The organism is Brevundimonas sp. (genome assembly GCF_016463485.1).
GTDB lineage: Bacteria > Pseudomonadota > Alphaproteobacteria > Caulobacterales > Caulobacteraceae > Brevundimonas.
The window spans coordinates 1-13,113 of the sequence record NZ_JAEMRD010000095.1 but is presented as its reverse complement, the minus strand read 5'-3'; the positions used below and the strand labels follow the sequence as shown (position 1 = coordinate 13,113).

Here is a 13,113-nt window from a genome sequence, read left to right as displayed (position 1 = left end):
GGCGGGGAGGCCGGTGGACGGCTTGTCGCCGGTCCAGCGGCGCTCGGTCCAGGCGACGTTCAGGGCCTCGCAGGCGCAGCGGCAGGCCTCGCTCCAGCGGGGGCTGTCGGGGTTCAGGCCGTGGTCGACGGTGACGGCGAGCAGGCGGCGGCCGTTTCTGCTGGCCCAGTCGGCGGCGATGTGCAGCAGGGCCATGGAGTCGCCGCCACCGGACAGGGCCAAGACGACGGGATGTTCGACGTCGCGCTGAAGCCGGGCGTCGAGGCCGGTGCCGACCCGCACCGCCAGGTCTTCGGGGACCGGCCGCGCGGTCAGCGGCAGGCGGCCTGGGTGCGGATCTGGCCGGCGATGGTCTTGAGCTGGGCCGAGGCGGTGGCCGCATAGCGACGGTTGAACTCGCCCAGCGCGCCACAGGCCTGGGTGTCGCGTTCGGTGGCCACGAGGGCCCGGGCCAGTTTCAGCGTGACTTCTCCAGCCCACGCGGTGGTCGGCCAGCCGTTCAGGGCCTGGGCATAGGCGGTGACGGCCCCGGCCTGATCGTTGGCGGCACGGCGAATGTCGCCGAGACGCCAGCCGGCCTCGCGGGCCTGGGCCGTGTCGGGCCAGTTCTCGATGACCATCTCATAGGCGCGGACCGCGCCGGCCGGGTCGGCGGGCATCAACCCTTGCGCGGCGGCCAGATCGCCGGCGGCCTCGCCCGTGGGTGAGCGCAACGCCTCGGCCTCGGCTTCGGCCTGTTCGGCGGCGACGCGGGCCGCGTCCTCCATGGCCTTCAGACGGGTCTCGGCCCGATCCAGGCGGGTCCGCAGGGCGGCGGTCTCGCTGGCGCTTTCGTCGGCGGCGAAACTGGCGCGTTCCAGGTCGCCGTTGATGCGCTGGACGGTTTCCTCAAGGTCGCCGAGGCGGCGGCCGATGGTCTCGACCTGGCCCATCAGGGTGACGACCTCCGGATCGGACTCGACCAGCACAGGTTGGCCGACCGCATTCCTCTGGGTCAGGGCGCGTTCGAGGCGGCGAACGTTGCGGTCCAGGGTGTCGAGGCGGCGCACGTCCCACTGAACGGCCGGCAAGGGCTGGGTCTGGGAGACCGCGATGCCTCCGGCGAGGGCGCAGCCAGCGGCCGTGGCGAGCATCAGGGACAGGGCGAGAGGCTTGATCGTCATGCCCGCTTTCGTTCCACCGATTTGGGGCCGTCGCAAGGCGTCAGACGCCCAGGCCCAGCAGGATGATCGCGACGAGGAACAGGCTGACGACAAAGATGGAGAAGAGAAGCAGCAGGATCGTGCGCCACAGGGCCGAGAAGATCGACAGGCCGTAGGTCCCCTTCAGCTGGGCGAACATGTGGACGGGAGGGGCAAACACCAGAACGGCCGACAGGATGCCGAACACGGGGGCGATCCAGGGCGGCGAGGCCGCTGCGATCGCGCCGATCACGGCCATGGCCATCCCGAGAATCGCCATGAAGGTCAGGGAATAGAGGACGAAGACGCCGTGGTCGTACCAGGTGAAGCCTCGCTTCCAGGCGAACAGCAGCCAGACGAAGGGGATCGACAGGGGCACCAGGAGGAAGGCGTATTTGTAGACCGTCTGCTGGATCTTGTAGATCGCCAGGTCGGGGTTCGCGAGCTTGTGGAGGATCTTGTCCTTCATCTTCTTGTCGCCGACGCCGATCGTGATGTTGCCGTCGTGAGCGGCGTCGGCGATCGCGGCCTGGAAGCTGCCGGGAGCCAGACCGTCGGCGCGGGGTCCGGCGGCCCTGGCGTCCTCAAGGATGCGCAGGGAGCGCTCGGCTCCGCCCACAGCGGCCGTGGCACCGGCCACCACCCCTTCATCGCCCGGTTCGCCGTCCGAGGCGGCTTGCGCCCGCGCCAGCTCGGCCTTCGCCTCGTCGACATCGGCGCGCGCATCTGCGATCCGTTCGTCCAGAGGGGCCTGGTTGACGCCGAGCGCCGAACCCCCGCTGAAGCTCAGGATGAAGAACATCAGGAAGACGGTGAACAGGAACATCGCCAGGGGCGAGACATAGCGGGTGCGTTTGCCCTCGATCCACTCGCGGGTCAGCTTGCCGGGGTTCAGCGCCAGCAGCGGCAGGGTGCGCCAGATGCGGGCGTCGAAATGCATGACCCCGTGAAGAAGCTCTTCGCCAAGGTGCAGCAGGGTGCGGTGGACGTGGGTCGGCTGGCCGCAGTTGGCGCAGAAGTTTCCGGTGACGGGTTCGCTGCAGTCGGTGCAGACCCGATCGGTGGGGTCGCCCGCCTTGCCGGTCGGGGCCTCGACCGCTCCGGCGATCAGGCCGCCGGTGATCGCGCCGCCCGCTGCTTCGATATCCAATGGAGCCCCCGCCCTGACTGTGCAGCGCACAATCTGACGCCTCCGGCCCGCGCGGTCAAAGAAAAGGAGCCGGCCGGTCGAACCTCAGTTAGGCCTTGGGGGCGGACCCGGGCGCGAGATAGGACAGCAGCAGGCAGGCCAGAAAGATTCCGAGTCCCAGACCGTAGAAGGACGGAACCAGTCGAAGGGCCAGCCTGGAGCTGTTCAGCGGCGGTTTGACGCCCAGGCTGAGTTGGGTGATGTCCGTCTGGGCCTGGAGAGCCAGCAGACCCGAGACGGCTACAGGCAAGACCGCCATCCCCATCTGCAACGGATCGATCCGGGAGCCGAAAACGGTCCCGCTGAGGGTCAGGACGCCCCCAAGGGTCGCGACGCTGAGCGAAACCATGCTCTTGAAATAGTCATAGGCCAGGGCGGGTTCGGCGAAACCGGTGCGTGACACGGCGTCGTCCTTGCCGACCGCTGGATCGACCTGCGTCAGGGGCGGGAGTCCGTCACTCATGGCCTCGTCAACTCCACGGACGGCGTGGCGTGAGAATAGCCGTGGCCGGTCACCGCACAAGCCGGTGCGGAGCCATGGGCGAAGAAACCTGACCTACTGCGCGCCGCTGACGATGGCGGTATGGCCGTTGCGGTTGCGGGCCCAGCTGTCCTCGGTCGAACCCTCGGCGATCGGGCGTTCCTTGCCGAAGGAGATGGTGTCGATGCGGCCGGCCGAGACGCCGCGCTGGATCAGGTAGTTGCGGATCGATTCGGCGCGACGGGCGCCGAGGGCCAGATTGTATTCGCGGGTGCCGCGTTCGTCGGCATTGCCCTCGATCCGCACCCCGATCTGGGGATAGCGGGCCAGCCACTGGGCTTGGGCGTCGAGGCGCGGATAGGCCTCGGGGCTGACCTGATAGGAATCCAGCTCGAAATAGATGCGGTCGCCGACGTTGATGGCGAAGTCCTGTTCAGAGCCGGGGCGTGATGACCCGCTCATGTCCGAACCGCCCACATTGCCGCCGGCACCCGGATAGACGGGGTTGTTGTCATAAGAGGGCGCAGTGGGACCGCCGGGCGTCGCCGGTTCGACCGCGCGCTTGGGCGTGCAGGCGGCCAGGGCGACCATGGACAGGCCGATGGCGGCGATCTTCAGGGGCAGGCGAGTGATCGGGCGGGTCATCGGGGTCTCCTCGGCTCGGCGGGGCCTTCAAGCGTGGCCATTTAACTCAGGCGTTCGTGTCGTGTCTGTGGCGCTCGGATCGGTAACGCACAGTTGAGGCTATCGGGTCCGGATCAGGTTCCGCAACTGTCGGGGCCCGAACTGCCGAGACCGGCGGGCGGCGCGTCCAGCAGAGGCGACCAGGCGGGGTCGGAGCCCCGGCCCTGATAGCCCGACTGGGCGATGACCCGGCCGGACAGATCGACCATCCACAGATTGGTGTTTCCGCCCCGCGTCTGGCGCGCGAACATGATGTAGCGGCCGTTGGGGGCCCAGGACGGGCCCTCCTCGAAATAGGACGACGACAGGCTGCGCTCGCCCGAGCCGTCGGTGTTCATGACGCCGATGCTGAACCGCCCGCCCGAGGATTTGGTGAAGGCGATCATGTCGCCGCGAGGGCTCCAGGACGGGGCGGTATAGGAGCCGCCGCCACGCGATATCGGGCGCTGGTTCGAGCCGTTGGCGTTCATGACGTACAGGCGCGGCGTGCCCGACCGGTCGGAGTTGAACACGATCTGGGACGCGTCGGGGCTGAACGACGGCGAGGTGTCGATGCCGGGGTCGGAGGTCAGGCGCGACAGCTGGCGACTGCGCAGGTCCATCACATAGACGTCGGTATTGCCGCCCCGGATGATGGAGAAGGCGACCTTGGTCCCGTCCGGCGAATAGCGGGGCGCCAGGGCCTGGCCGTCGAATTCGCCCAGGGATTCCCGACGGCCGGTCGACAGGTTGTAGAGGTAGATCCGGCTGTAGTCCCGGCCCAGCGCCATATAGGTGATCTCGTCCGGGCTCGACGAGAAGCGCGGCGTCAGGATGATCTCAGAGCCGTCGGTCAGGAAGACGGGGTTGTAGCCGTCCTGGTCCACGATCGCGAGGCGGCTGAGGCGGTTCAGCTCGGTGCCGCTCTCGGCGACATAGATGATGCGGCTGTCGAAGAAGCCGCTCTCGCCGGTCATGCGCTGATAGACGACGTCGGCGATCTTGTGCGCGATCCGGCGCCATTGCTCGGGCGTGGCGGTGAACTGATAGGAGACCAGCTGGCACTGGCGATAGGGGTCGTAGAGGCGGAAACCCACGTTGTTGCGGCCGTCGGGACGGGGCGTGACCGAGCCGTACAGCACGGCCTGGGCCCCGATACTGGTCCATTTCGGGAAGTCGGGGGCGTTGGCCAGGGTCAGGTCGGTCTCGACGAAGCTGCGCGGATTGATCGGCTGGAAGAAGCCCGAACGCGCCAGGTCGCCGGAGATGACGCCGGCCAGGTCCGCGCCGTTCTGGCCGCTGAACGGCGCGACGGCGATCTGGAAGGGTCGGATGACGCCCTGGTCGATCTCGACCTCGATCGGTCCCTGTTGCTGGGCCGGGGCGGCACCGGGAACCGGCGTGCTCTGGGCTGTCGCCAGCGAAGCCGCGCCGACGGCGATCATGCAGGCCGAGGCGAGCAGAAGGTTCAGACGCATGAAGAGGGCGCTCCCGGACGTGTAAGGCGGATCGTTCGGTCCTTATCGCCAGACCGTGTGACAAACGCCAGCTTGGCCCTGAATGGGGCGACTTTCGGGACGGCAGGTTTTGCCCGGCGGGTGACGAGGGGCTTCGAGCCCCCTACATTCCCCGCATGACCGACGAACCGATCGACACACCTGCGCCCGCCCCGCCCCGCATCCTGACCCCGGCCGCCCTGCGGGCCCTGGCCGAGGCCGAAGCGCGTCGCGCCGCGCAGGCCGAGGCGACCCCGGCGACCGAACACGGCGGACCCACCGGACCGGAGCCGACCCGCTATGGAGACTGGGAGAAGAAGGGACTGGCCGTCGACTTCTGACGGCGACGACCGAAGGCCTCAGGTCGCCAGTGGTCGCTGGCTGATGGAACGCAGGCCTTCCAGCAGGACCTCGCTGGTGCGGCCGGGACGGCAGCCCCCCGCCATGATCAGCCGCATCGCCTGCAGATGCACAAGGACCGACGGCCAGTGCCAGGCGTCCGCCCCGATCATGCGATCGGCGATGTCGCAAAGACTGTAGGCGGCCTCATGCAGGGGGCCCGTGTCGAAGAAGCCGCCGAGGTCGATGACGCTCGAGGCCAGTTGATAGACCTGTGGACCCGTATCCGGAGCCGCAGCGGCCGCGAGCCTGTCCAGCTCATCCAGGGTGTCGGCGATGGACGCCATCACACCGTCGCGGTGCTGTTCCAGCTCCTCGCCGGCCAGGCGCGTGGCGTCCTGAACCGTACGGCCGCCGGGTTCGTGCAGTTGTTTGGCCAGGGGGCTCTTGATCTTGTAGGTGCGGACCTCGCTCACAGGGCGACCCTCATCGGTTTCATCATCATGTCGATCGAGGCCTGATCCATATTGGCTCCGGTGGCTTCCCCGACGTGTTCGGAAAGGTCCCCGGAACGGCGCCCCGGCATCCCCACCGGCGGCCCGAAATTCCGTACCCGGCGGTCAGGGCCGCAATAGCTTTCGCATTCGACGAAGCTGCGTTCGTCCGCGCCCAGCCAGAGGATGCGCTGCAACAACACACTGGGCGTCAGCGGCTTGGTGACCACGAAACTGGCCCCGCAGTCGCGGCTCTTGAGAACCTTCGACGAGGCCGCGTGGCCAGTCAGCATGATCAGGGGCGTGTGACGAAGCGGGGCATCCGTCTCGCGCCGGAGCCAACGGGTGAAGTCGTATCCGTCCATCTCGGGCATCGCGCAATCGATCAGGATCAGGTCGAAACAGCGTGCCTGGACCAGCCTGACGGCATCGTTCGACGACCCGCATTTGGTCTGCTCGCGCACGCCGAAACCCTGAAAGATCGAGCTCAGCATGTCGAGCGATCTCTGGTTGTGATCCACCAGCAGCACCGAGGAGTGCGCCAGATTGATCCGATCCGTCGGGGATGCGACCCTGGCCATCGTCAGTCGAACAGCATGACGTCGCCCGACACCGCCGAGGGGCCGGGTCCGAAACCGCCGGTCAGCCGGGCGGCCTGGTCGGACAGGGTCAGGACGTGCAGGGCGACGTCGATCGGCACGCCTGCGCCGAGGGCGGCGACCAGGCCGCTGAGGCCCTCAAGGCGCTGCAACAGCAGATCGAAGGTCTGGACCTGTGGCAGGGCATCGGCCCGCGCCTCGGGCGGACACCAGGCCATAAGCTCGGTGATCAGGCCGGACAGGCTGTCGAAATCGGCGCGGATGTCGCCCATCTCGTCGGCGACGGCGCTGAGCAGGATCTGGTCGCGGTCCACGCTCATCAGAACAACTCCACCGCACCCGACGCGACGGGCTGGACGCGCGGGGGGGCCTGGGTCGGGACGTGGCTGTCGGTCACGGCGCGTTGCAGGGCGCGACCGCTGACGGGCCAGTAGTGCAGACGCCGCCCGCCGGCCCCGCGCAGACTGCCGCCGACCACGGGAATGCCTTCGTCGCGCAGGAAGCGTTCGGCGAAATCGGCATTGGCCAGACCCACGTCCCTGAGCGAGTTGAACATCCGTCCGCCGCCGAACAGCTTGGCTTCCAGCCGATCGCGACGCGCGCCGGCCTTGAGCACGTCGTTGATCAGCAGTTCCATCGCATAGGCGCCGTAGCGGCGGCCTGCATCGGTTCCGGCCCCGGCGCCTTCCGGCAGCAGGAAATGGTTCATGCCCCCGACCCCGGTGTCGGGATCGCGCAGGCACATGGCGACGCAACTGCCCAGGATGGTGGTGAGCATCACATTGGGATCCGACGTCACATGGTGCTCGCCCTGGCCCACGTGAATCCGGTGTTCGGTCGCCAGGGCGGCGGCGGACATCATGTCAGGGGTCCGAAAACGCCTTCCAGCTTGTCTTTCAGCTGGGTGACGGTGAACGGCTTGACCAGATAGTTGTTGACCCCGAACTGCACCGCCCGGGCCACCAGTTCCTTGTCGGCACGCCCGGTCAGCATGATGAAGGCGGCCCCTTGGGTCGGCGGGTGCGAACGCACGGCGCGCAGCAGCCCCAGGCCGTCGAGCTTGGGCATGTTGAAGTCGGAGATTACCAGGTGGGCGGGCTTGGTGATCATCTCGCGCAGGCCGGCCTCGCCGTCCGCGGCCTCGCGGAACTCACGAAAGCCCAGCTGTTGCAGGCTGTTGCGGATCAGGGCGCGCATCGACATCTGGTCGTCGACGATCAGGGTATGGATGGCGGAAGCGGCGGGCATTCTGGGGGACCTCAGGCGGCGACATGGGCGTCGCGGGAGGGCGCGGCGCACAGGTCGAGGATTGCGGACGAAAGTCGGGTCAGGGGCAACTGGCGCTCGACGGCGCCGATCTCATGGGCGACGCGCGGCATGCCGTAGACGACGGAGGAGGCCTCGTCCTGACCCAGGGTGTGGGCGCCGGCGTTGCGCATCTCCAGCAACCCCTGGGCGCCGTCGCGGCCCATGCCGGTCAGGATCACCCCGGTCATGGGGCGACGCATGCGCGCGATCGAACGGAACAGGACGTCGACCGAGGGTCGGTGGCCGCTGACGGTGTCGCCCTGGCTGAGGCGGCAGCGGGGCGTTGTTCCGAACACCTCCAGATGGGCGACGCCGCCCGGGGCCAGATAGACGTGGCCGGGCATCAGGGGCGCGCCGTCGACCGCCTCGCTGACCGTGGCGGCGGACATCTTGTTGAGACGCGCCGCGAAGCTGGGGGTGAAGGTCGCCGGCATATGCTGGGTGATCACGGTCGCGGGGCAGTTGGCCGGGAAGGCGGACACGATGGTCAGCAGGGCCTCCACGCCGCCAGTCGAGGCGCCGATGGCCAGGATGTGATCGGCGGCGGGGCGATAGTCAGTGCGCGGACGCGACACCTCGACGGCTTCGCGGGCCCGGACGCGGGACCGGGCGGCGGTCTTCACCTTGAGGGTCAGTTCGGCGAAGGCTTCGGTCGCCGTGACGCCGGCGCCCGGCTTGCCGACCGCGTCTACCGCACCCATTTCGAGCGCCTCGATCGTGATCTCGGCACCGGCCTGGGTCAGGGTCGAGACCATGACCACGGGCATGGGCCGTAGCCGCATGATCTTTTCGAGGAACTCCAGCCCGTTCATATTGGGCATCTCGATGTCGAGGGTGATGACGTCGGGATTCAGTTCCTTGATCATGGCGCGGGCCTCGAGCGGATCGGCGGCGGTGCCGATGACCTCGATCTCGGGATCACGCCGCAGGGCGGCCGTGATCAGGCCGCGCATCGTCGGCGAGTCGTCCACCACCAGAACACGGACCGGGCGGGTCATGCGCCAAGCCTGTAGGTGGTCAGGCCGCTGGTCTGCAGCTGCTTCGTCGCCGGACCGCTGACGCGCTCCGAGTGGCCGATATAGAGGGTCGCGCCCGGATTCATCAGGGGGGTGAACCGGCTCCAGACACGCTCCTGGGTCGCATCGTCGAAATAGATCACCACGTTGCGGCAGAAGATGACGTCGAACCGGCCGCGCATCGGCCAGTCGCCGATCAGGTTCAGTTCCCGGAAGGACACGAGATCGCGCAGGGTCGAGTTGGCCGACAGCAGGGTCTGGCCCGTGGGTCCGACTTCCTTGTCGAAGAACCGGTTGCGCAGCACCGGCGGGGCCGGTTCGAGCGCCTCCTCCGGATAGACGCCGATGGCACCCTCGGCGACCATGTTGGGATCGATGTCCGTGGCGAGGATGCGCACGTCCAGATCGGCGGCCTCGGGCAGGACCGCCAGGACGGTCATGGCCATGGAATAGGGCTCCTGACCGTTGGAACAGGCGGCCGACCACAGGCGGACCCGGCCGCCGCTGCGCGCGCGCTCGGCCAGGGCGGGCATGACCTGATCGCGCAGGTGATCGAAATGGTGCGGTTCGCGGAAGAAGCGGGTGACATTGGTGGTCAGGGCCGCCGTCATCGCCTGCCGCTCATCCACGCCCTGGACGCCCTCGATCAGGGCGCAGTAGTCCCGGAAGCTGCGCAGGCCCAGGGTGCGCAGCCGCTTGGCCAGTCGCGAATAGACGAGCGCGGCCTTGCCCTCGTTCAGCGCGATACCGGCGTGGCTGTGCAGGATCTGGGCAATGTTGCGGAAATCCTCGGCGGTGAAGACGAACTCGCCTTCGACCAGGGATTTGCGCCCGGCGGAGTTCGTCATGCGGCTTCGGCCTCGGTCTCGGGAATGATCCGGTCGAGTTCGATCAGGCTGATCATCCGGCCGTCGATGGCGAACAGGCCCTTCACGAAGGACTTCACCTGTTCGCTGGCGATGTCGGGGGTCGGCTGGACGGCTTCGTCGGTCAGCTGGATGATGTCGGACACGGCGTCGACCAGAAGACCGACCATGCGGCCGCCGATGTGGGCGACCATGATCACGTGCCGCGCCGACGGCTCGGAGGTGCGCAGGCCGAACCGGGCGCCCAGATCGATGATCGGCAGGACCGCGCCGCGCAGATTGATGACGCCCTTCATATAGCCCGGCGCGCGTGGCAGGGGCGTCGCAGGCGTCCAGCCGCGGATCTCGCGGACCGCCATGATGTCGACGCAGAACTCCTGCTCGCCGATGCGGAAGGCGATCAGTTCACGCGTGGCGGCGACGTTGGAAACTTCGTTCATGATCAGCTCGCGAGTTTGAGGTCAGGACGAGAGGCGGTCTCGATACGCACCGCCTTCTTGCGCCATGAGGTGACGATGGCGTCGACGTCCAGGATCAGGGCGACGCGGCCGTCGCCGAGGATGGTCGCGGCGGCCACACCCTCGACCTGCTGGTAGTTGGTCTCCAGGCTCTTGATGACCACCTGGCGCTGGCCCTGGATGGCGTCGAACAACAGGGCGGCGCGGGCGCCGGCCTCGGTCTCGATGACCACGGCGACGCCTTTCTCCGGCACGGCAGGCGTGTCACGGAAACCCATCCCCAGGGCGACGTCGATAAGGGGCACGAACTGGTCGCGGAAGCGGATCACGGGGTCGTGGCCACCGACGTAATGGATGTCCTGAATGCGCGGCGTCAGGCTTTCGACGATGGCCGTCAGGGGCGCGACCAGGGTCTGGCCGGCACCGGTGACCACCATGCCGTCCAGCACCGCCAGGGTCAGCGGCAGGCTGAGGGTAAAGGTCGAACCCTTGCCCGGGTTGGACGAGATGGAGATGCGGCCGCCCAGGGCCTGGATCGAGCGCCGGACCACGTCCATCCCCACGCCCCGGCCCGAAACGTCCGTGATCGTCTCGGCGGTCGAGAAGCCCGGCAGGAAGATCAGGTTGTCGATCTCCTCGTCGGTCAGGACCGCATCGTCGGCGATCAGGCCGCGCGAGACGGCGATGCCCTTGACCCGCTCGCGGTTGATTCCGGCGCCGTCGTCGGAGATCTCGATGACGATCCGGCCCGAGCGGTGCAGGGCGGCCAGGCGAACCGTGCCCTCTGCCGGCTTGCCGGCGGCGACGCGCGTGTCCGGGCTTTCGAGCCCGTGGTCGATGGCGTTGCGCAGCATGTGGGTGATCGGCTCGGCCAGACGTTCCACCACGGTCTTGTCGACCTCGGTATCCTCGCCGGCGGTGACCAGGCGGACGCGTTTGCCGGTCATCTCGCCGACTTCGCGGACGAGGCGCGGCATGCGCTGGAACACCGACTTCACAGGCTGGGCGCGGATGGCCATGACGCTGTCCTGGATCTCCCGGGTCAGCAGTTCGAGGTCTTCCAGACCCACGGAGATGCCGGACGAACGGGCCAGGCCGCTCTCGATCACGCGCTGGGCCAGCATGGCCTGCTGGATGACCAGTTCGCCGACGACGTTGATCAGCCGGTCGACCCGGTCGAGATCGACGCGGATGGTGACGGCTGCGGGCGCGGCGGGGGCTGCGGCCGCGGCAGGTGCGGCAGGTGCGGCGGCGCCCGGGGCCGGGGCGGCCGGCGGTGCGGGTTCTGCGATCGGCGCGGCGACAGGCTCGGGCGCTTCGAGCATCACCGGAGCGGCCATGGGTGTGAATTCCGGCTCGGGCGCGACGGTCGTAGCGACCTCGGCCTGGGCGCGGGCCAGCAGGGCGGCGATGTCGAAATCGGCGGCGGGCGCCGGCGCCTCCGAGGCGGGTTCCGACCCGGCCGATGCCGGCATGATGGCCACGTCGCAGTCGCTCTCGACGAAGTCGAACACGTCCCGGATGGCGGCTTCGCCGGCCTCGGTCGTCAGATCGACGGTCCAGGCCAGATAGCCTTCCTCGGCGACCAGTTCGGACAGGTCGGGTACGGCGGAGGCGTCCAGCGACACCGTCATCTCGCCCAGGCGCGACAGCTCGCGCAGCAGCAGGCCGGACTCGTTGGCGTGGATGTACATCCGACCGTGCGGCCGGAAAACGACGCGCCAGGTCTGACCCGCCGGGGCCTCGACCGGGGCATCTTCGCCCAGGCCGGCGAAGCTGAAGGCGACCGGGCGGAAGCCGAAATCATCCTCGTCGACAACAGCGTCTGGCACGGGCGTGTCGGCGACGGTCGGGCTCATCGCGACGGGCGCGCTCGCCTCGCCGTGGGTCAGCATTTCCAGTTCGGCGACCAGTCCCGCCGAGCGGGCTTCATCGACAGGCGCCGCCTGACCGCGGGCGGCGGCGATGTGATCGGCCAGGACATCGGCGGCCCGCAGAAGGGTCTTCACCGTCACGTCGTCACAGGATTTCCGCCCCGAACGGATTTCATCCATCAGGGTCTCGAAGACGTGGGCGAAGCGCACCAGGGCGTCGAGGCCGAACGCCCCGGCCCCGCCCTTCACCGAATGCACGGCCCGGAACACGGCGTGGACGGTCTCGTCGTCGGCCGTGCCGGACTCGATCGCCAGCAGGCCCGCTTCCAGGTCACCGAGCAGTTCGTCGCATTCCTGGAAGAAGACGACCTTGATGGCCTCGAACGGATCCACGGCGTCGCTCATGATCAGGCGGCCACGCGTCGGACGGCTTCGACCAGCTTGGCCGGATCGAACGGCTTGACGATCCAGCCGGTCGCACCCGCGTCGCGGGCGCGCTGCTTCTTGGCGGCGTCGCTTTCGGTGGTCAGGACCAGTACCGGGGTCGCGCGATGGTTGGGGTCGGCGCGGACACCCTCGATGACCCCGAACCCGTCGAGACGGGGCATGTTGATGTCGGTGATGATGACGTCGGCACCCTCGGCGCTGAGCGTTTCCAGGCCGTCGATGCCGTCGACCGCCTGGATGACGTTATAGCCCGCCTCGACCAGGGCCATCATCAGCATGTCACGCATGGTGCGGGAATCGTCGATGGTAAGGATGGTCTTGGTCACGCGGCTTCTCCGATTTCAGGGGCCATGAAGGCGGCACCGAAAGCATTCCATTGATCAGCAAAGGCTTGCGACACCCGGTCGATGACCAGGGTCTGTCCGTCGCTCGCCCAGCTCTGCTGGGCTGAGATGAGCACCTGCAGGCACAGCCCGCCGAGCCGTTCGACGGCCGAGCCGTCGATCGTCACCGGCTGCCCGCGCAGGGCCAGCAGCTCTGCCCGCAGGGGCTCGGCGTACTGGAGGTCGAGGACGGGCGGCAGGATCACATGGGCGTCGGGCATCAGAACTCCTCCCATCCGTCGGCGGCTGCGACGGGTTCGGGTCGGCGGGCGGCGCCGCCATGACCGGTGGTGCGCAGGGCGGCGACGGGGCGTTGAGC

General features: G+C 68.3%; 18 protein-coding genes. 1 reads left to right on the top strand and 17 read right to left on the bottom strand.

Annotated elements, in window-relative coordinates; all coding sequences use genetic code 11:
* From JHC99_RS12980 to tolB, 6 genes are all read right to left on the bottom strand, one after another.
* Positions 1-282: ATP-binding protein (locus JHC99_RS12980; protein ID WP_292154799.1), on the bottom strand; the 282-nt coding region annotated here is incomplete at its 3' end.
* Between the two features lie 29 nt (positions 283-311).
* A complete protein-coding gene (locus JHC99_RS12975; protein ID WP_292154798.1) occupies positions 312-1,163 on the bottom strand; it encodes a tetratricopeptide repeat protein in 852 nt (283 codons plus the stop codon).
* 40 nt (positions 1,164-1,203) lie between these two features.
* Positions 1,204-2,331 carry a DUF3667 domain-containing protein gene (locus tag JHC99_RS12970; RefSeq protein ID WP_292154797.1) on the bottom strand — a complete coding sequence of 376 codons (1,128 nt, stop codon included), beginning with the start codon at positions 2,329-2,331 and terminating at the stop codon, positions 1,204-1,206.
* An 88-nt stretch (positions 2,332-2,419) separates the two neighbouring features.
* Positions 2,420-2,833, bottom strand: coding sequence for a hypothetical protein (locus JHC99_RS12965; RefSeq protein WP_292154796.1), 414 nt, complete (start codon positions 2,831-2,833; stop codon positions 2,420-2,422).
* 93 nt (positions 2,834-2,926) lie between these two features.
* On the bottom strand, positions 2,927-3,496 hold the full coding sequence (gene pal, locus JHC99_RS12960; RefSeq protein ID WP_292154795.1) for a peptidoglycan-associated lipoprotein Pal: 570 nt from the start codon (positions 3,494-3,496) through the stop codon (positions 2,927-2,929).
* A gap of 113 nt (positions 3,497-3,609) precedes the next feature.
* Entirely contained in the window at positions 3,610-4,992 is a 1,383-nt protein-coding gene (gene tolB / locus JHC99_RS12955) for a Tol-Pal system beta propeller repeat protein TolB (RefSeq protein WP_292154794.1), read from the bottom strand.
* A 155-nt stretch (positions 4,993-5,147) separates the two neighbouring features.
* On the opposite strand from tolB, the gene JHC99_RS12950 reads away from it, so the two are divergent.
* The gene (locus JHC99_RS12950) at positions 5,148-5,351 is read left to right on the top strand and encodes a DUF1674 domain-containing protein (protein WP_292154793.1); all 204 of its coding nucleotides are present in this window, start codon (positions 5,148-5,150) and stop codon (positions 5,349-5,351) included.
* Between the two features lie 18 nt (positions 5,352-5,369).
* Here the strand turns inward: JHC99_RS12950 and JHC99_RS12945 are convergent, their stop codons facing one another.
* The 11 genes from JHC99_RS12945 to JHC99_RS12895 are packed head-to-tail and all read right to left on the bottom strand — an operon-like array spanning position 5,370 to position 13,015.
* The gene (locus JHC99_RS12945) at positions 5,370-5,825 is read right to left on the bottom strand and encodes a chemotaxis protein CheE (protein ID WP_292154791.1); all 456 of its coding nucleotides are present in this window, start codon (positions 5,823-5,825) and stop codon (positions 5,370-5,372) included.
* Complete coding sequence (locus tag JHC99_RS12940; protein ID WP_292154790.1) at positions 5,822-6,424, bottom strand: response regulator; 603 nt, start codon at positions 6,422-6,424, stop codon at positions 5,822-5,824. Before JHC99_RS12940 ends, JHC99_RS12945 begins: the two co-directional genes overlap by 4 nt.
* Before the next feature lie 2 nt (positions 6,425-6,426).
* Positions 6,427-6,762: a hypothetical protein gene (locus tag JHC99_RS12935; protein ID WP_292154789.1), complete on the bottom strand. Its 336-nt coding sequence runs from the start codon at positions 6,760-6,762 to the stop codon at positions 6,427-6,429.
* Positions 6,762-7,301 carry a chemotaxis protein CheD gene (locus JHC99_RS12930; protein WP_292154801.1) on the bottom strand — a complete coding sequence of 180 codons (540 nt, stop codon included), beginning with the start codon at positions 7,299-7,301 and terminating at the stop codon, positions 6,762-6,764. Before JHC99_RS12930 ends, JHC99_RS12935 begins: the two co-directional genes overlap by 1 nt.
* Positions 7,301-7,690, bottom strand: coding sequence for a response regulator (locus JHC99_RS12925; protein ID WP_271146208.1), 390 nt, complete (start codon positions 7,688-7,690; stop codon positions 7,301-7,303). The genes JHC99_RS12930 and JHC99_RS12925 overlap by 1 nt, the downstream gene beginning before the upstream one ends.
* Before the next feature lie 11 nt (positions 7,691-7,701).
* Positions 7,702-8,748, bottom strand: a complete 1,047-nt coding sequence (locus JHC99_RS12920) for a chemotaxis response regulator protein-glutamate methylesterase (RefSeq protein WP_292154788.1) — start codon at positions 8,746-8,748, stop codon at positions 7,702-7,704.
* Positions 8,745-9,614: a protein-glutamate O-methyltransferase CheR gene (locus JHC99_RS12915; RefSeq protein WP_292154787.1), complete on the bottom strand. Its 870-nt coding sequence runs from the start codon at positions 9,612-9,614 to the stop codon at positions 8,745-8,747. The genes JHC99_RS12920 and JHC99_RS12915 overlap by 4 nt, the downstream gene beginning before the upstream one ends.
* Positions 9,611-10,072, bottom strand: a complete 462-nt coding sequence (locus JHC99_RS12910; protein ID WP_292154786.1) for a chemotaxis protein CheW — start codon at positions 10,070-10,072, stop codon at positions 9,611-9,613. Before JHC99_RS12910 ends, JHC99_RS12915 begins: the two co-directional genes overlap by 4 nt.
* 2 nt (positions 10,073-10,074) lie before the next feature.
* On the bottom strand, positions 10,075-12,357 hold the full coding sequence (locus JHC99_RS12905; protein WP_292154800.1) for a chemotaxis protein CheA: 2,283 nt from the start codon (positions 12,355-12,357) through the stop codon (positions 10,075-10,077).
* Positions 12,358-12,371: 14 nt separating this feature from the next.
* The gene (locus tag JHC99_RS12900) at positions 12,372-12,737 is read right to left on the bottom strand and encodes a response regulator (RefSeq protein WP_271146213.1); all 366 of its coding nucleotides are present in this window, start codon (positions 12,735-12,737) and stop codon (positions 12,372-12,374) included.
* Positions 12,734-13,015: an STAS domain-containing protein gene (locus JHC99_RS12895; RefSeq protein ID WP_292154785.1), complete on the bottom strand. Its 282-nt coding sequence runs from the start codon at positions 13,013-13,015 to the stop codon at positions 12,734-12,736. Before JHC99_RS12895 ends, JHC99_RS12900 begins: the two co-directional genes overlap by 4 nt.
* Between the last annotated feature and the right edge of the window lie 98 nt (positions 13,016-13,113).

Excerpts from the sequence above, each read along its gene's own strand:
- JHC99_RS12975 (WP_292154798.1), bottom strand. The coding sequence starts at position 1,163 with ATGACGATCAAGCCTCTCGCCCTGTCCCTGATGCTCGCCACGGCCGCT.
- JHC99_RS12965 (WP_292154796.1), bottom strand. The coding sequence starts at position 2,833 with ATGAGTGACGGACTCCCGCCCCTGACGCAGGTCGATCCAGCGGTCGGC.
- pal (WP_292154795.1), bottom strand. The coding sequence starts at position 3,496 with ATGACCCGCCCGATCACTCGCCTGCCCCTGAAGATCGCCGCCATCGGC.
- tolB (WP_292154794.1), bottom strand. The coding sequence starts at position 4,992 with ATGCGTCTGAACCTTCTGCTCGCCTCGGCCTGCATGATCGCCGTCGGC.
- JHC99_RS12950 (WP_292154793.1), top strand. The coding sequence starts at position 5,148 with ATGACCGACGAACCGATCGACACACCTGCGCCCGCCCCGCCCCGCATC.
- JHC99_RS12940 (WP_292154790.1), bottom strand. The coding sequence starts at position 6,424 with ATGGCCAGGGTCGCATCCCCGACGGATCGGATCAATCTGGCGCACTCC.
- JHC99_RS12935 (WP_292154789.1), bottom strand. The coding sequence starts at position 6,762 with ATGAGCGTGGACCGCGACCAGATCCTGCTCAGCGCCGTCGCCGACGAG.
- JHC99_RS12930 (WP_292154801.1), bottom strand. The coding sequence starts at position 7,301 with ATGTCCGCCGCCGCCCTGGCGACCGAACACCGGATTCACGTGGGCCAG.
- JHC99_RS12925 (WP_271146208.1), bottom strand. The coding sequence starts at position 7,690 with ATGCCCGCCGCTTCCGCCATCCATACCCTGATCGTCGACGACCAGATG.
- JHC99_RS12920 (WP_292154788.1), bottom strand. The coding sequence starts at position 8,748 with ATGACCCGCCCGGTCCGTGTTCTGGTGGTGGACGACTCGCCGACGATG.
- JHC99_RS12915 (WP_292154787.1), bottom strand. The coding sequence starts at position 9,614 with ATGACGAACTCCGCCGGGCGCAAATCCCTGGTCGAAGGCGAGTTCGTC.
- JHC99_RS12910 (WP_292154786.1), bottom strand. The coding sequence starts at position 10,072 with ATGAACGAAGTTTCCAACGTCGCCGCCACGCGTGAACTGATCGCCTTC.
- JHC99_RS12895 (WP_292154785.1), bottom strand. The coding sequence starts at position 13,015 with ATGCCCGACGCCCATGTGATCCTGCCGCCCGTCCTCGACCTCCAGTAC.